Raw genomic sequence first — 17,016 nt, 5'->3', positions numbered from 1 at the left:
TAATAAACCACTCACACGGCCACCCCACCTGCACCCCCGGGGGGGGGCCCCCCCCCCCCCCCCCCCGGGGCCCCCCCCCGGGGGGGGGGCCCCCCCCCGCCCCCCCCCGCCGCCGAGCGGTGGCTGACGGACCGGCGGGGCGGGCCGGAGGCCGACGACGACGAATGCACGGCCACGGCCCGCCTCCTCGTCGCCGAACTGACGGCGAACGCCGCCCTGCACGGCCGGGTGAGGGGCCGCCACGCACGCCTCGCCCTGACCCTGACGGCCACCACCCTGCGCATCGAGGTCACGGACGCGCGGGGCGAACGCCGGCCCGTGCCCGTGTCGTCCGCGGGTGCCGACGGCGAGTCGGGGCGGGGCCTGCTCCTGGTCGCCGCCCTCGCGGACGCGTGGGGCTGCGAGCCACGCCCGCCGGGCGGCAAGACGGTGTGGGCCGAATGCGCCCGGCGTGAGGGCTGACCGGCGTCAGTCGTCGTACGACAGGCCGTGCCCGGAGCGGAAGAGGATCCGTTCCGGGTCGTCGGCCCGGGGGACGGGCACGGGCAGCCGGCCGCGCGGGCCGACGCGGCCGGCGATCACCCGGGCGGCGGCGCGCAGTTCGACCTCGGTCCAGCAGTAGGAGGCCAGGGAGGCGGGGACGTCGCCGAGGTGGGCGATGTCGTAGGGGTTGCGCACGGCGAGGTGGACGACGGGCACGCCCGTCGCGAGCAGCCGGGTCACCAGGGTGCGCTGGGTGCTGGTCGCGCCGACGTTGTCGGTGGTGACGATCACCGCGTCCCGGCCCCGCGCGGCGGACACCGCCTCGTCGATCCTCGCCGCGTCGGGGGTACGGCCGGTGGCGAGGTGGGTGGTGCTGTAGCCCAGTTCGTCGAACGCCCTGGCCAGTTCCGGCACGGTCGTGCGGGTGCCGTCGGTGGGGAAGGCCGGGCTGGCGCCGACCACGAGCAGCTTGCGGTGCCGGCGCCGCAGCGGCAGCGTCCTGCCCCGGTTGACCAGCAGGGTGGTGGTGCGCTCGGCGATCCGGGCGGCGGCGAGGCGGTGGGCGCGGGCGCCGACCACCCGGTCGACCTCTCTGCGCGACACGTAGGGGCTGCCGCTGAGCAGACCGGCCTTGTCCTTCACCCGCAGGACGCGCAGGACGGACTCGTTCAGCCGGTCCTCGGTGATCTCCCCGCTGCGGACGGCGGACAGGACGCCGTGGTAGGCGACGTCGATGTCCGGCGGGAACAGCAGCTGGTCGGCGCCGGCCTTGAGGGCGAGGACGGGCACGCGGTCGTCGCCGTACTTGGTGCGCACCCCCTGCATGTTGAGGGCGTCGGTGACGATCACGCCGTCGAAGCCGAGTTCGCCGCGCAGCACGCCCTGAAGGATCGTGGGGGACAGGGTGGCCGGGTCGTTGCTGGGGTCGAGCGCGGGCACCTGGAGGTGCGCGGTCATGATCGAGTCGACGCCGGCGGCGATGGCGGCCCGGAAGGGCGGGGCGTCGATGCGTTCCCACTCCTCGCGGGTGTGGGTGATGACGGGCAGCTCGGTGTGGCTGTCCTGCCCGGTGTCGCCGTGGCCGGGGAAGTGCTTGGCGCAGGCCACCACGCCGGCTTGCTGGTAGCCCGTCACCTGGGCGGCCACCATGCGGCCGACCTCGCGGGGATCGGCACCGAAGGAGCGGATGTTGATGATGGGGTTGGCCGGGTTGACGTTGACGTCGGCGACCGGGGCGAAGTTCTGGTGGATGCCCAGGGCGGCGAGTTCGGTGCCGGAGATGCGCCCGGCGGTGCGCGCGTCGGACAGCGAACGGCCCGCACCGAGCGCCATCGCCCCCGGCAGCTGGGTGGCGCCGCTGCCGATACGGACGTTGGCCCCGTGCTCCTGGTCGATGGAGATCAGCGACGGGACGGGGGTGGGCAGGGCGAGGGAGGCCCGCTGGATACCGTTCGTCAGGTCCGCGATCTGCCGGGGGTCGTGGATGTTGTTCGTCCAGCCCTGGAAGTAGATGACCCCGCCGAGGTGGTACTTGGCGATGAGCTCGGCCACGGTGCGGACGCCCAGTTCACTGAGGTTGCATTCCTGGTCGAACTGGCTGGGGGAGGTCGCCGACGAGCCGTAGAAGTACGGCACGAACAGCTGGCCGACCTTCGCCTCGGTGCTCATCCCGGAGAGGATCTTCTTCAGGCGCCGGTCGCGCCGGTGGGCGGCCGCGGGGGTGGCCGTCGCGCCCACGACACCCGTGGCACTCGCGGCGACCACGGCCGCGGAGGCGATCACGGTTCGTCTGGACGGGCTTCGGTCCTGCATGCGGGCATGCTCCTTCCAGCCTTGCCGGTCAGGGGAGTTGCGGGAATCACGAGGGAGCCGAACAGCGCGCAACGTAGCCCGCGGATCCTGGGCGGGGCAAGAGGTCTAGACAAAACAGGGACCGCTGCCGCCCGGCGCAGCCCGCTACACGGCCCCCGGCAGGCCGGCGGCGCGCAGAACCCGGGATGGGATGATGCAGGGAACCGTCGCAGGAGTGCAGAGGGAGGACCCAGCCGTGCAGGATGCCCGTGCCCCGGCCGCGTCCGTCACCGCGGCCCTGGACGACGTGGCCGGCCTCGGCGGGTTCTTCGATCTGCGGGCCGGCGGCCCGGACGACGGCTGGCATCCGGTCGCCCGCTCCTACGCGGCGGGTTTCACCGACCTCGCCGCGGCGGTCGCCCGCCTCCACCGCACCGCCGAGCCGCGCGTCGACGTCTCCATCGCCCAGCTCGGTCACGCCGCCCGCCTCTGGTCACCCGTCCTGGCCTGTGCCGTCCTGCACGGCATCGTCCTCGACCTGGAAGGGCTCCAGCGGGCCGACGACGGCCCCGCCCTGCGGCTGCCACGGCCCGCCGGCCGGTACGCCGACCGGCTCGACGGCGGCCCCGCCCGCGCCCTGTACGAGCAGGTGACCGGCCACCTGTCGGCCTTGGCCGACGGACTGCGCGTCAAGGTCGCCCCACGCCTGCTGGACGGCAACTCGGCGTCCGCGCTCGCCGGAGCGGCCCACGCCCTGCTCGCCCTGCGGCCCGCCGTACGCGGACCGCTCACCGCTCTCACGACCGAACTGCTGAACACCGGGCGCCTGGCGGGCACCGGCGTCCTCACCGGCCCCGACCTGGCGTTCCGCCGCGTGAGCTGCTGCCTCTACTACCGCGCGCCGAACGGCTCGAAGTGCGGTGACTGCGGGCTGGCCGACCGCCCGCCCCGGCGAGCCGCGCGCCGCGACACGTCCGTACGCTGAGCGGCCGGCCGACGACCGTCGCACCGCACGGCAGTGCTCACGCGCCGACGCCGGAGCCCCGTCCGGTCACTCGGCAGCGGGCGGGGCGGCCGGTGTGGCCGGTGTGGCCGGGGCGGCCTCAGGGCCCGGCGGTCCGGCGGAGGACGCGCCGCCCGTGAAGGCGTCCAGGATGCGTTCGGCGGCCAGGGTCGCCGTCAACCCGCCGTCCCGCACCTGCTGTTCGAGCCCGGGAGCGAGGGAGCGCACCGCCGGGTCGGCGTGCAGCCGGTCCAAAAGTTCGTCCCGGACCATCGCCCACAGCCAGTCGACCTGCTGGGTCCGCCGCTTGGCGGCGAGCCGGCCCGTGGAGTCCAGCAACGCCCGGTGCTGCTCCAGCCGTTCCCAGACCGCGTCGAGCCCGGTCGACTCGCGCGCGCTGCAACTGAGCACCGGAGGCGTCCAGAAGGCGTCCTTGCCGTGCATCAGCCGCAGCGCCCCGGCCAGTTCACGCGCCGCCGCGCGGGCGTCCCGCTCGTGCGGGCCGTCGGCCTTGTTGACCGCGATGACGTCGGCCAGCTCCAGCACGCCCTTCTTGATGCCCTGCAACTGGTCGCCGGTGCGGGCCAGGGTGAGCAGCAGGAAGGAGTCCACCATGTCGGCGACCGCCGTCTCGGACTGGCCGACCCCGACCGTCTCCACCAGCACGACGTCGTAACCGGCCGCCTCCATCACCACGATGGACTCGCGGGTCGCCTTCGCGACACCGCCGAGCGTACCGGCCGTGGGGGAGGGGCGGACGAACGCCGCCGGGTCGACGGCCAGCCGCTCCATCCGGGTCTTGTCGCCCAGGATCGACCCGCCGGTGCGGGTCGACGACGGGTCGACGGCCAGGACCGCCACCCGGTGTCCGAGCCCCGTCAGCATCGTGCCGAAGGCGTCGGTGAACGTCGACTTGCCCACGCCCGGCACCCCACTGATGCCGATCCGCCGCGCCCGCCCGCTGTGCGGCAGCAGCTCCGTCAGCAGCCGCTGGGCGAGCGCACGGTGCCGGGGCCGGGTGGACTCGACGAGGGTGATCGCACGGGCGACGACCGCGCGCCTGCCGTCGAGGACACCCTTGACGTACGCGTCCAGATCGAGGGCCATCACGTCACCGGCTCACAGCTCGTCGTGCCCGAGGGCACCCGCCAGCCGCTCCACCAGGTCACGGGCCGCGTCCGGGATGACCGTGCCGGGCGGGAACACGGCCGCCGCGCCCATCTCCAGCAGGACGGGCACGTCCTGCGGCGGGATCACCCCGCCGACGACGACCATGATGTCCTCCCGGCCCTCCTCGGCGAGCGCCTCGCGCAGCGCCGGGACGAGGGTGAGGTGCCCCGCGGCCAGCGACGACACGCCCACGATGTGCACGTCCGCCTCCACGGCCTGCCGGGCGACCTCGCCCGGCGTCTGGAACAGCGGGCCGACGTCCACGTCGAAACCGAGGTCGGCGAAGGCCGTCGCGATCACCTTCTGGCCCCGGTCGTGGCCGTCCTGGCCCATCTTGGCGACCAGGATGCGCGGCCGGCGCCCCTCGGCGTCGGCGAAGGCGTCCACCACCGTCCGGGTGCGTTCCACGGCAGGCGACTCGCCCGTCTCGTTGCGGTACACACCGGAGATCGTACGGATCTGCCCGGCGTGCCGCCCGTACACCTTCTCCAGGGCGTCGCTGATCTCACCGACCGTCGCCTTCGCCCGGGCCGCCCGCACCGCCAGCTCCAGCAGGTTGCCCTCGCCGCCGGCCGCCCGGGTCAGGGCGTCCAGCGCGTCGCGGCAGGCGGTCTCGTCCCGTTCCTCGCGCAGCCGCCGCAGCTTGGCGATCTGCTGGGCGCGCACCGAGGAGTTGTCGACCTTGAGCACGTCGATCTGCTCGTCCGTCTCCACCCGGTACTTGTTCACCCCGACCACCGGCTGCCGCCCCGAGTCGATCCGGGCCTGGGTGCGGGCGGCGGCCTCCTCCACCCGCAGCTTGGGGATGCCCGCGTCGATGGCCTGCGCCATGCCGCCGGCCTGCTCCACCTCCTCTATGTGCCGCCAGGCGCGGCGCGCGAGGTCGTACGTCAGCCGCTCCACGTAGGCACTGCCGCCCCACGGGTCGATCACCCGGGTCGTCCCGGACTCCTGCTGGAGCAGCAGCTGCGTGTTGCGGGCGATGCGGGCGGAGAAGTCGGTGGGCAGGGCGAGCGCCTCGTCGAGGGCGTTGGTGTGCAGCGACTGGGTGTGGCCCTGGGTGGCGGCCATCGCCTCCACACAGGTGCGGGTGACGTTGTTGAACACGTCCTGCGCGGTCAGCGACCAGCCGGAGGTCTGCGAATGGGTGCGCAGCGACAGCGACTTGGCGTTCTGCGGGTCGAACTGCCGCACCAGCTTGGCCCACAGCAGGCGGGCCGCCCGCAACTTGGCGATCTCCATGAAGAAGTTCATGCCGATCGCCCAGAAGAACGACAGCCGCGGCGCGAACGCGTCCACGTCCAGGCCGGCCTCCCGCCCCGCCCGGATGTACTCCACCCCGTCGGCGAGCGTGTACGCCAGTTCCAGATCGGCCGTCGCACCCGCCTCCTGGATGTGGTAGCCGGAGATGGAGATGGAGTTGTAGCGCGGCATCCGCTGCGAGGTGTACGCGAAGATGTCGGAGATGATCCGCATCGACGGCTTCGGCGGATAGATGTAGGTGTTGCGGACCATGAACTCCTTGAGGATGTCGTTCTGGATGGTCCCGGCCAGCTTCTCGGGCGGTACGCCCTGCTCCTCCGCCGCCACGATGTAGAGCGCCAGCACCGGCAGCACGGCGCCGTTCATCGTCATCGACACCGTCATGCGGTCCAGCGGGATGCCGTCGAACAACTGGCGCATGTCGTAGATCGAGTCGATCGCCACACCCGCCATGCCGACGTCACCGGTCACCCGCGGGTGGTCGCTGTCGTAGCCCCGGTGCGTGGGCAGGTCGAAGGCGACCGACAGCCCCTTCTGCCCCGCGGCCAGATTGCGGCGGTAGAAGGCGTTGGACTCCTCGGCCGTGGAGAAGCCCGCGTACTGGCGGATCGTCCACGGCTGGTTGACGTACATCGTCGGGTACGGGCCCCGCAGGTACGGAGCGACGCCGGGGAAGGTGTCCAGGAAGTCCAGGCCCTCCAGGTCCTGCCCGGTGTACAGGGGCTTGACGTCGATCCCCTCCGGGGTCTCCCAGAGCAGGTCGTCGCCGTCGGCGGCCTTCTTCACCGCCGCGCGCCACTCGTCGGGGCCGGCGCCGGCGGACGGCGTCCCCAGCCCGATCGTCGAGAAGTCGGGGATGGACATCAGGACACTCCCATGCGGTCGAGGGCTGCGGAGAGCACGGCGACGGCGTCACAGCCGGCGAAGACGTAGCTGTCGACGCCCGGGTACGCTCCCGGACGGCCCGCGAGGAACACGTGTTCGGCGCCCGCCTCACGCAGCGCGGCGGCCGCGGTCGCGGCCTGCTCCTCGTACAGCGCGTCGCTGGAGCACAGGCACACCTCCCGCGCCCCGCTGTCCGCGAAGCCGCCCTCGGTAACGGGCTCGATGCCGCCGGCCTGGAAGAGGTTGGCGGCGAAGGTGAGCCGGGCGGTGTGCGCGGCGGCCGGACCCAGGGCGGTCAGATGGATGCGCGGCCGGGCGCCGGTGGCGGCCAGGTGGGCGTCGGAGCGGGCCCGCAGCGCCTCGAACGCCTCGTCCCGCCGCACCCGCGGCAGGCCCCCGCCCGGCGGTTCGGGCACGGACGCGCGGACGACCGGCTTCTCGGCCAGGTGCGGGAACTCGCTGACCCCGGTGACCGGTTCCCGCCGCTTCGCCAGCTTCGCGCTGCGCACCGCCCAGGTCTCGGCGAGCCGTCCGCCGACCGTCCCGGAGCGCAGCGCGGCCGCCTGCCCGCCCGCCTTCTCGATGTCCTGGAAGAACTCCCAGGCGGCGTGGGCGAGTTCGTCGGTGAGCCGTTCCACGTACCAGGATCCGCCCGCCGGGTCGATCACCTTCGACAGGTGCGCCTCCTCGATGAGGATCGTGGAGGTGTTGCGGGCGATCCGGCGGGCGAACGCGTCCGGCAGACCCAGCGCGTGGTCGAAGGGCAGCACCGTCACGGAGTCCGCACCCCCCACCCCGGCGGCCAGGGTGGCGACGGTGGTGCGCAGCATGTTCACCCACGGGTCGCGGCGCGTCATCATCACCGAGGAGGTCACCGCGTGCTGGAGCTGCCCGCCCGCCCGCGGCTCTCCGCAGACCTCGGCCACCCGCGCCCACAGCCGGCGTGCGGCACGCAGCTTGGCGACGGTCAGGAACTGGTCGGCGGTGGCGGCGTACCGGAACTCCAGCTGCGCCAGTGCCTGCGCCGTGCTCAGCCCGGCCGCGGTGAGGTCGCGCACATAGGCCACCCCCGTCGCCAGCGAGCAGCCCAGTTCCTGCGCCGCGGACCCGCCGGCCTCGTGGTAGGGCAGCGCGTCCACGGCCAGCACGCGCAGACCCGGGTGGCGTTCGGCACACAGCCGGGCCAGCTCCGTCACGGGCGCGGTGTCGAAGGCGCTGCCGGTGCGGGCCTCGTGGCCCAGGGGATCGGCCCCCAGGTTGCCGCGCACGGCGTCCGCGGCGACGCCCCGTTCCTCGTACAGCGCCAGCAGCTCCCGCGCGGCCGGCTCGAACGCTGAGCCCGCCTCCAGCACGACGGGGGCCAGGTCGAGGAGGACACCGTCGAGGGCGTGACCGAGCGCGCCGAGCGGGAGGCCGGAGGGCTCGCCGACGGCCAGCCACAGGGAGGTGACCCCGTTCTCCAGGTCGGCGAGCACCGACGCCGGATCGGCCACCGTGTGGCGCTGCCGCACGTCCCAGCCGCCCACCCGGCTCCCCTCGGCCCGCCCGCCCCGCACGAAGGGCGGGAAGCCGGGCAGTCCCGGGTCGGGGGCGGCATCACGCCGGGTGTACAGGGGACGCACCCGCAGGCCGTCCTCCAGCAGCGTGGACAGGGCGTCCTCCGCCTCGTCGTCCGGCGTCTCCCGGCCCGACCTGCGCAGCACACCGGCCACCAGGTGCTGCCACTGCTCGTGGGTCGCGTCGGGGAACTCGGCGGCCAGGCCGAGTCCGTCGTCAGGCAGGAGCGTCATGCTCGGATGTTAGGGCAGGCCGACAGGCGAGCAGCAGAGGGAACGTTGTGACCTTGTTCTCCCCGCGGGTGTGACGCGAACCGCTCCGGCGATCACGGGCCGTCCGCGGCCCCACCTGCGTACCGACAGGGGCGTCGGCAACGCCGCGCCGGGGGCAGTCACTGACCGTCCGTCCATCGGTCCATCGGTCGTCCGCTCCTTCGTCACGGCTCGACGGACCGGGCGGCGCCGCCTGCCGCCCGGATGAGGCCGGGGCCCTCGTCCGCCTCCACCGTTCGGCCCGCGGCTCACAGGCTCCCCCGCGGGGCTTGCTATCCCTCGGTCCCCGGGGCTTGCCTGCCCGGCTCTCCGGCTCTCCGGCTCTCCGGCTCTCCGGCTCTCCGGCTCACCGGCTCTCCGGCTCACCGGCTCTCCGCCCCCTGGGCCTTGCCGGCCCCCGCCCGCACGGCCGGGGGCCGGTGGTGTGGCGGGTCCGGCCCACCCGCCGGACCCGCCGCACCGGCTCCCCCTGGCTGCCGGCCGGCTGTCGGCCCCGTCGTACCGTCAGCGCCGCAGGGTCAGCAGGCCCGGACGGTAGGGCAGCAGGCCGTAGTCGCCGCCGGAGGCGGGGCTGCGACCCTGGTACAGCAGCTGCAGCCGGCAGGGGTCGACGGTCATGGTCTGATCGGGGTTGGTGCGGAGCAGTTCGCCGTGACTGATGTCGTTGGTCCAGGTGGCGCCGCTGTTGGCCTTGCCGGCGAAGGGATTGCTCTCGGTCGCGGCCTGCGGCGTCCAGGAGCCGTTCAGACTCGTGGCGGTGAACGAGCGGAAGTAGCGGCCCTGCGAGCCGATCGCCTCGACGATCATGAGGTAGCGGTTCTGGCCCTCCAGCTTGTAGACCTGCGGGGCTTCGAACAGGTTGTTCGTCGTGTCGCTCATGACCACCGTCGAGGTCGAGCCGAAGCTGCCCGGGAAGTTCCCGATCGGCATGCTCGCCCGGTAGATCCGGCCGTTGTCGCCGGCGAAGAACAGGTACATGTTCGTGCCGTCACCGATGAGCGCCTGGTCGATGGGTCCCGTTCCGGAGTCGGGGATGCTCCCGGAGAAGAGCACCTGCTCCGGCGACCAGCCGTTCGGGTCGGTGGGGTCGCTCGACGTCCGGTAGGAGAAGGCGGTGCGGCCCCACTGGTAGGCGAGCACCCAGATGTCCTTCGGCGCGAAGTAGAACAGCGAGGGCGCCACGGTCGACGCCGACATCGCGTTCTGGCCGGCCGAGGCCATCTCCGGCCAGTCGGTGAACAGGTCGAAGTTCATCGACCCCCACCGCGTCCCGGTGTCGTGGGTGGTCGCGTAGACGAGTTGCCGGCCGTTGTAGGGGGCGACGGTGAAGTCCTTGAGCGAGACCCAGCCCTGCCGGGGCTGCGCCAGTGCGCCCGTCGACGTCCAGCTGTAGCTCGACGGCAGCTCGCACGTGCCGGGTGTGCCGGGATCGCCGGCGCCGACCTCGACGAGCCGCCACTGCTGGTTGGTCCCGCCCCAGTCGTCGTACTGGACGATGTTCGCGTTGTCGGCGGTGGACCCGCCCTGCACTTCGAGGGCCTTGCCGCTGTGGCGCGAGATGAGCCGGACGTGGCCGTCCGCGCTGTCGGCCAGCCGCCACTGCTGGTTGGTGCCGTTCAGGTCGGACCACTGGACGATCGAACCGCCGTTGGCGGTGGACCAGTTGTGGACGTCCAGCACCTTGCCCGAGTGGCGGGACCTGAGGCGGTAGTAGCCGTCACCGGAATCGACGAACTGCCACTGCTGCTGGGCCTGGTCGTTCCGCGTCCACTGGGTGATGCGGGCACCGTCGCCGGTCGCCCGGTTGTACACGTCCAGGGCCTTGCCGCTGTTGCGGTTCACCAGCACGTAGGTGGCGCTCGTGTCGACGGTCGCCGCCTCGGCGGGCTGGGCGCCGAGGAACGTGGCCAGCAGGAGCAGTGGAGCGAGGACACCGAGTAAGCGTCTGGGACGGACCGGGGACAGGGGGCGTGACCACATCGAGGGGCCTCCTTGGGGCGGGGTGGGGGGCCGGCGAACCGCGGAGCGGCAGCCGCTCCGGGGCGGGGCGGATGTCGAATGTTTCGAAAGTGATCCCGGTTGTGTGACGCCACAAGCTAGGAAGCCGACGCTCCGCGGTCAAGGTCTGCGGCCGACCTGACCGCAAACAGTCCCTCCCGCCTGGCGGATCCGTCCGCGGAGTCGACCGGAAACTGGCAGGTGGTGAGCTGAGCGGCACTCCGCTCCCGTGAGCGTGGTTCCGTGGGCGTCTGTTCGAAAGTTTCGGGTCGGAGTCGGAAATTGATGAGGCCGAAGGGTTGACGAGGCACTGTCAATCACTCAATGATCCTGTCTGGTACACCGACCGTGTACGGAAATCTCGAACGGGCCTGCCCTGGGCAGGCCCCTGCGCAGCCCGAGCCGCACCACAGCCGTGCAACAGCCCGCACGGCCGATGGACCGCCGCCGCCCGGTGCACCTCGGCGGCCGACCGGGCCCGTCCGTGCCGGTCGACTTCTTCCCCCGGGCCCCATGACCGCGACGTCCGGTGATCCCGTCATCCCCTACCCCTGGAGGCACAGCCATGGGCTCCTCTGCCCTTGCCAGACCCCCCGTACGGCAGAAACTCCGCGCGGCGATGCTGGCGCTGGTCGCCGGCTCCGTCGGCCTGGCCGGCGCGCTCGTCGCGCCGTCGCCCGCTCAGGCCGCCGAAAGCACCCTCGGTGCCGCGGCGGCACAGAGCGGCCGCTACTTCGGCGTCGCCATCGCCGCGAACAGGCTGAGCGACTCCACGTACGCCTCGATCGCCAACCGTGAGTTCAACTCGGTGACGGCCGAGAACGAGATGAAGATCGACGCCACCCAGCCGCAGCGGGGCCAGTTCAACTTCACCAACGCCGACCGCGTCTACAACTGGGCGGTGCAGAACGGCAAGGAGGTGCGCGGTCACACGCTGGCCTGGCACTCCCAGCAGCCCGGCTGGATGCAGAACCTCAGCGGCGGCGCGCTGCGCCAGGCGATGATCGACCACATCAACGGCGTGATGGCCCACTACAAGGGCAAGATCACGCAGTGGGACGTGGTGAACGAGGCGTACGCCGACGGCAGTTCGGGTGCCCGGCGCGACTCCAACCTGGAGCGCACCGGCAGCGACTGGATCGAGGTCGCCTTCCGCACCGCGCGGGCTGCCGACCCGTCGGCCAAGCTCTGCTACAACGACTACAACGTCGAGGACTGGACCTGGGCCAAGACCCAGGCCATGTACCGCATGGTGCGGGACTTCAAGCAGCGCGGCGTGCCGATCGACTGCGTCGGCTTCCAGTCGCACTTCAACAGCGGCAGCCCCTACAACAGCAACTTCCGCACCACCCTGCGGGAGTTCGCCGCCCTCGGTGTCGACGTGGCCGTCACCGAGCTCGACATCCAGGGCGCCTCGCCGAACACCTACGCCGCCGTGGTCAACGACTGCCTGGCCGTCTCCCGCTGCCTCGGCGTCACCGTCTGGGGCGTCCGCGACAGCGACTCCTGGCGTTCGGAGCACACGCCGCTGCTGTTCAACAACGACGGCAGCAAGAAGCAGGCGTACAGCGCCGTGCTGAACGCCCTCAACGCCGCCGACGGCGGCAACCCGGACCCGGACCCGGAGCCCGGTGACGGCACCGCAATCAAGGGCGTGGCCTCGGGCCGCTGCCTGGACGTGCCCAACGCGAGCACCGCCGACGGCACGCAGGTCCAGCTCTACGACTGCAACAACCGCACCAACCAGCAGTGGACGCTGACCGGTTCCGGTGAGCTCAGGGTCTACGGCGACAAGTGCCTGGACGCCGCCGGCACCGGCAACGGCGCCAAGGTCCAGATCTACAGCTGCTGGGGCGGCGACAACCAGAAGTGGCGCCTGAACTCCGACGGTTCCATCGTCGGCGTCCAGTCCGGCAAGTGCCTGGACGCCGTGGGCGCCGGCACCGCCAACGGCACCCAGATCCAGATCTACTCCTGCTCCAACGGCAACAACCAGCGCTGGACCCGCGCCTGACACGTCCCGCGCGAGGACAGCACCGCTGAGCGCGAGGGCCGCCGCCGTCCAGGCGGCGGTCCTCACCGGCGGTCCTCGCCGGCGGTCCTCGCCGGCCGTCCTCGCCGGCCGTCCGTCGTGCCGCAGCGGGCGCTGCCCGGCACCCCGAAGGGAACACGTCCCGTGCACCTGTACGACAACCCGGTGATCAGCGGGTTCCACCCCGATCCGAGCGTGTGCCGGGTCGGCGACGACTACTACCTGGTGTGCTCCAGCTTCGAGTACGTCCCCGGACTGCCGCTGTTCCACAGCAGGGACCTGGTGCACTGGGAGCAGATCGGCAACGTGCTGGACCGCCCCGCGCAACTGCCGCTGCCCCTCCCCGGCGCCAAGGCGTCCGGCGGGCTCTACGCCCCCACGATCCGTCACCACGACGGCCGTTACTGGGTCATCACCACCAACATCGACGGCGGCGGCACCTTCGTCGTCACGGCCGAGCGGCCCGAGGGGCCCTGGAGCGACCCGGTGTGGATCGGCCTGCCCGGCATCGACCCCGACCTCGCGTGGGAGGAGGACGGCACCTGCTGGTGCGCCTTCTCCGGCCCGGCCGGGGGCATCAACATCGCCAGGATCGACCCCGCCGGGGGAGAGGTGCTGGAGGGGCCCTTCGCCACCTGGTCCGGCACCGGCCTGAAGTTCCCCGAGGCACCGCACCTGTACCGCATCGGCGACTGGTGGTACCTGCTCATCGCGGAGGGCGGCACGGAACGCGGCCACAGCGTGTCCGTGGCCCGCAGCCGCTCACCGCGCGGCCCCTGGGAGGGCGCACCCGGCAACCCCCTGCTGTCCCACAGCGGCAGCGCCCACCCCGTCCAGAACACCGGCCACGCCGACCTGGTGCAGGCCACCGACGGCAGCTGGTGGATGGTGCTGCTCGGCGTCCGCCCCCGCGGCTTCACCCCCGACGTGCACGTGCTCGGCCGCGAGACGTTCCTGACCCCCGTGGAGTGGGACGAGGACGGCTGGCCCGTCGTCGCGCCCGTCCCCGAACGGCACCCGGCGCCGGGCGGTGCCTGGCATCCCGTTCCCGCCCCGCCCGCCCGCGACGACTTCGACGGGGCGGCTCTCGCCCCGCACTGGATCTCGCCGTTCGCCCGCCCCGAGGGCTCCTGGTCCCTCGCCGAGCGCCCGGGCCATCTGGTCCTCCACGCGACCGGTCCCACCCTTGACAGCCCCGGCCACACCTTCGTGGGCCGCCGCCAGCAGCACCACGACTGCCGCGTCACCGCCCTGCTCGACCCGGGCACCGGCCGCGGCGGCCTCTGCGTACGCCTGGACGAGGCCCACCACTACGAGATCGAGGCCGGGGATGGCGAGGTCCGCGTCGTCGCCCGGATCGGGCCGCTGCGCAGCACCGTCGCCCGCCGGCCGGCCCCGGCCGGCCCCCTGACCCTCACCGTCACGGTCCGGACGACCGGCCTCGTCCCCGCGTCGCCCGGACTCACCGACGGCGGGACCACGGGCCCCGACACCATCGCCTTCCACCTCGGCGGACCCGGCACCCCGGACGGCCCGCCGCTCGCCGAACTGGACGGACGCTACCTGTCCACCGAGGTCGCCGCCGGCTTCACCGGCCGGGTCATCGGCATGTACGCCACGGACGGCACGGTCGCCTTCGACTGGTTCGAGTACGTCCCGGCGCCGGCCGGATGACGTGCGCGTGCCCGGCGTGCGGACGCGGGCGGGGTCCGCCTCCCCAGGGCCCCGTCCGCGGCCGGTCCGGCCCCGCCCGGAGGCGCCTTCCGGGCCCCCGGGGGCCCTTCCACGCCTTGGGATAATCTGTCCCCATGCCCCCCCGACCAGCCGGATCGCGCCCCACACTGTCCCTGGTGGCCCAGACCGCCGGTACGAGCGTGCCCACCGTGTCCAAGGTGCTGCGAGGCGGAACCGACGTCTCGGCGGAGACGCGCGCGCGGGTCATGGAGGCCGTGCGGGCCGTCGGCTACACCCGCCGGGGCGGGGCCAAGAGCGAGAGCGGGCGGGACGAGACCGGCCTGACCCACGTACTCGACCTCGTCGTCACCCACTTCGAGGGGTCCTGGGCCAACCTGCTGATCGCCGGCGTCGGCCGGGAAGCGGCCGCAGCCGGCCTTGACGTCGTGCTGACGCTCGCCGAGCCGGACGGCGACTGGGTGTCGCGGGTCCTGCGCCGACGCGCCCTCGGCGTGATCGGGACGCTCGTCGATCCCGCCTCGCACCAGTTCGGCACCCTGTTCGCCGCCGGCGTCCCCGTGGTGCTGATCGACCCCATGAGCACACCCCCGTCCGGGGTGTCGAGCATCGGCGTGGCGAACTGGGAAGGCGGCAGGATGGCCGCCGAGCACCTGCTGTCCCTCGGCCACGAGCGCCTGGGCGTGGTCGCCGGCCACGCCCGCCACCTCTTCAGCCGCGCCCGCGTCGACGGTTTCCGCGCGGCGGCCGACACGGCGGCGGCCGGCCCGGCCACGGTGTCGGTGGCCCACGGCGGCTGGAACCGGACCAAGGCGGCCACCGCCGCCCACACCCTGCTCGACGCCGACCCCGGCATCACCGGGCTCTTCGCCTGCGCGGACTCCATGGCACTCGGCATCTACGACGCCCTGGCCGCCCGCGGGCTGCGGATCCCCGAGGACATCAGTGTCGTCGGCTTCGACGACCTGCCCGAGGCGCAGTACATCACCCCCGGCCTGACGACCGTCCGCCAGCCCAGCACCGAACTGGGCGCCGCCGCGGTCAAGCTCCTGATCGAGCAGACCCGCGGCGAGGACGGCGGCGCCCGGTCACCCGCCCGCATGGAACTGGCCACCGAGCTGGTCGTCCGGGCCTCCACCGCACCCGCCCGGGCCACCACGGCGCCACGCCGGTGACCCGCCGGGCGAGGCCCGGCCGCTCTCACTCCGGTGTTGTCGCCACGACCTGGAGGACGGGGCGCTCGCCGTCGCTCACCGCAGGGCGACCGCCGACCACGACGTCGGCGGCAGTTCGATGGTGAGCATGCCGTCGGCGAGGGCCGCGCCGGCGTTCGGAGCCGGGGTCACCCGGTCCGGCCGGGCGAGCGTGTTCTTCGCGTACACGTCGGAGTCGGCGAGCGTGACCGCCTCGGTGATGCGCGAGGAACCGAGGCTGCGCACATCGATCGTGACCCGGGCAGTCTCCGCGAGGTCGCGGTTGACGAGGAACACGGCGGCGCGGTCCTCGTCGACGGTGGCGACGGCGTCGACGAGCGGTGCCTCGCCGAAGCGGGCCGTGTCGTATGTCGGCGCCTCGATCAGGGGCAGGATCACCTCGCCGGAGACGAGCCGGCTCGTGATCGAGAAGGGGTGGAACGTGGTCTGGCGCCAGGCCGGGCCGCCCGGCTCGGTCATGATCGGCGCGATCACGTTGACGAGTTGGGCGAGGGAGGCCGAGGTGACCCGGTCGCTGCGGCGCAGCAGCGTCATCAGCAGATTGCCGACGACGACGGCGTCCGCCACCGTGTAGGTGTCCTCCAGCAGCCGCGGGGCGTGACGCCACTCGTCGTGGACCTTCTCGGCCTCCTGGTGCTCCTTCAGGTACCAGACGTTCCACTCGTCGAAGGAGATGTTGATCTTTTTGTTGGAGCGCTTCTTGTGCCCCACGTGGTCGGCGGTCGCGACGACGGTGTCGATGAAGTAGTCCATGTCGACCGCCGAGGCGAGGAAGGACCCGAGGTCGCCGTCGTGCTCCTGGTAGTAGGCGTGGCAGGAGACGTAGTCCACGTGGTCGTAGCAGTGTTCGAGGACGGTGCGTTCCCAGTCGCCGAAGGTCGGCATGGTGGAGCCGGAGGATCCGCAGACGACGAGTTCGAGGTCCTTGTCGGCCCGCTTCATCGCGGCGGCGGTGCGGGCGGCCGTCTTGCCGTAGTCGTCCGCCGTCATGAACCCGGTCTGCCAGGGGCCGTCCATCTCGTTGCCGAGGCACCACATGCGCACGTCGTGCGGTTGTGGTGTGCCGTTGGCGATGCGCAGGTCCGACAGGGCCGTGCCGGACGGGTGGTTGGCGTACTCCAGGAGGTCCAGGGCGGGCAGGATGCCCCGGGTGGCCACGTTGACCGCCAGCATCAGCTCGGAGTCGGTCAGCTTGAGCCACCGGGCGAATTCGTCGAGGCCGACCTGGTTCGACTCCAGGGAGCGCCAGGCCAGGTCGCGGCGCACCGGGCGCTGTTCGCGGGGGCCGACGGAGTCCTCCCAGCGGAACCCGGAGACGAAGTTGCCGCCAGGGTAGCGGACGGTGGTGCTGCCGAGCTCCCTGACGAGTGCGACGACGTCCATGCGGAACCCGTCCTCGTTGGCGGTCGGGTGTCCGGGCTCGTAGAGGCCGGTGTACACGCAGCGGCCGAGGTGCTCGACGAACGAGCCGAAGGTGCGGCGCCGGACCGGGGCGATGACGGCCTGCCGGTCGAGCTCGATGTGGACGCGGGGCAATGCGGATCCTTTCGGGGGGCGCGGGGGCGCGGGGGCACGGGGGTTCGCCGGCCGGGGGGAACGCCGGTCAGCGGCCTGCCCCTGCCGAGGGGCATGGCAGGGGCAGGCGCGGGACGGTCC

At 72.8% G+C, this 17,016-nt stretch carries 11 protein-coding genes; 5 read left to right on the top strand and 6 right to left on the bottom strand.

The window, feature by feature from the left end; genetic code table 11:
- Positions 1–123: 123 nt before the first annotated feature.
- On the top strand, positions 124–462 hold the full coding sequence (locus ACIRPP_RS10405) for an ATP-binding protein (RefSeq protein WP_403640104.1): 339 nt from the start codon (positions 124–126) through the stop codon (positions 460–462).
- A 6-nt stretch (positions 463–468) separates the two neighbouring features.
- Here the strand turns inward: ACIRPP_RS10405 and ACIRPP_RS10400 are convergent, their stop codons facing one another.
- On the bottom strand, positions 469–2,295 hold the full coding sequence (locus ACIRPP_RS10400) for a glycoside hydrolase family 3 protein (protein ID WP_403639818.1): 1,827 nt from the start codon (positions 2,293–2,295) through the stop codon (positions 469–471).
- 193 nt (positions 2,296–2,488) lie between these two features.
- Here ACIRPP_RS10400 and ACIRPP_RS10395 point away from each other — a divergent pair, with 193 nt between their 5' ends.
- Positions 2,489–3,259 carry a (2Fe-2S)-binding protein gene (locus tag ACIRPP_RS10395; RefSeq protein ID WP_403640101.1) on the top strand — a complete coding sequence of 257 codons (771 nt, stop codon included), beginning with the start codon at positions 2,489–2,491 and terminating at the stop codon, positions 3,257–3,259.
- Positions 3,260–3,325: 66 nt separating this feature from the next.
- On the opposite strand, the gene meaB is transcribed toward ACIRPP_RS10395, so the two are convergent.
- From meaB to ACIRPP_RS10375, 4 genes are all read right to left on the bottom strand, one after another.
- Positions 3,326–4,384: a methylmalonyl Co-A mutase-associated GTPase MeaB gene (gene meaB, locus ACIRPP_RS10390; protein WP_403639815.1), complete on the bottom strand. Its 1,059-nt coding sequence runs from the start codon at positions 4,382–4,384 to the stop codon at positions 3,326–3,328.
- A 12-nt stretch (positions 4,385–4,396) separates the two neighbouring features.
- A complete protein-coding gene (gene scpA / locus ACIRPP_RS10385) occupies positions 4,397–6,574 on the bottom strand; it encodes a methylmalonyl-CoA mutase (protein ID WP_403639812.1) in 2,178 nt (725 codons plus the stop codon).
- Positions 6,574–8,385, bottom strand: coding sequence for a methylmalonyl-CoA mutase family protein (locus ACIRPP_RS10380; RefSeq protein WP_403639809.1), 1,812 nt, complete (start codon positions 8,383–8,385; stop codon positions 6,574–6,576). Before ACIRPP_RS10380 ends, scpA begins: the two co-directional genes overlap by 1 nt.
- Before the next feature lie 543 nt (positions 8,386–8,928).
- Positions 8,929–10,404 (bottom strand): non-reducing end alpha-L-arabinofuranosidase family hydrolase, encoded by a 1,476-nt coding sequence (locus tag ACIRPP_RS10375; RefSeq protein ID WP_403639806.1) that lies wholly within the window; start codon positions 10,402–10,404, stop codon positions 8,929–8,931.
- 583 nt (positions 10,405–10,987) lie between these two features.
- Between ACIRPP_RS10375 and ACIRPP_RS10370 the strand changes: the two genes are divergently transcribed.
- The 3 genes from ACIRPP_RS10370 to ACIRPP_RS10360 all read left to right on the top strand — a co-directional run bounded on the left by ACIRPP_RS10370 (position 10,988) and on the right by ACIRPP_RS10360 (position 15,321).
- Positions 10,988–12,436, top strand: coding sequence for an endo-1,4-beta-xylanase (locus tag ACIRPP_RS10370; protein ID WP_403639803.1), 1,449 nt, complete (start codon positions 10,988–10,990; stop codon positions 12,434–12,436).
- A 162-nt stretch (positions 12,437–12,598) separates the two neighbouring features.
- Positions 12,599–14,128 carry a glycoside hydrolase family 43 protein gene (locus ACIRPP_RS10365; protein ID WP_403639799.1) on the top strand — a complete coding sequence of 510 codons (1,530 nt, stop codon included), beginning with the start codon at positions 12,599–12,601 and terminating at the stop codon, positions 14,126–14,128.
- A gap of 134 nt (positions 14,129–14,262) precedes the next feature.
- Positions 14,263–15,321: a LacI family DNA-binding transcriptional regulator gene (locus ACIRPP_RS10360; RefSeq protein ID WP_403639796.1), complete on the top strand. Its 1,059-nt coding sequence runs from the start codon at positions 14,263–14,265 to the stop codon at positions 15,319–15,321.
- Positions 15,322–15,396: 75 nt separating this feature from the next.
- On the opposite strand, the gene ACIRPP_RS10355 is transcribed toward ACIRPP_RS10360, so the two are convergent.
- Positions 15,397–16,896: an alpha-N-arabinofuranosidase gene (locus ACIRPP_RS10355; protein ID WP_403639794.1), complete on the bottom strand. Its 1,500-nt coding sequence runs from the start codon at positions 16,894–16,896 to the stop codon at positions 15,397–15,399.
- Positions 16,897–17,016: the final 120 nt, after the last annotated feature.

This window comes from Streptomyces sp. NPDC101219 (genome assembly GCF_044767675.1).
GTDB lineage: Bacteria > Actinomycetota > Actinomycetes > Streptomycetales > Streptomycetaceae > Streptomyces.
Note: the sequence above shows the minus strand (reverse complement) of the source record. Positions and strands in the feature narration are given on the sequence as shown.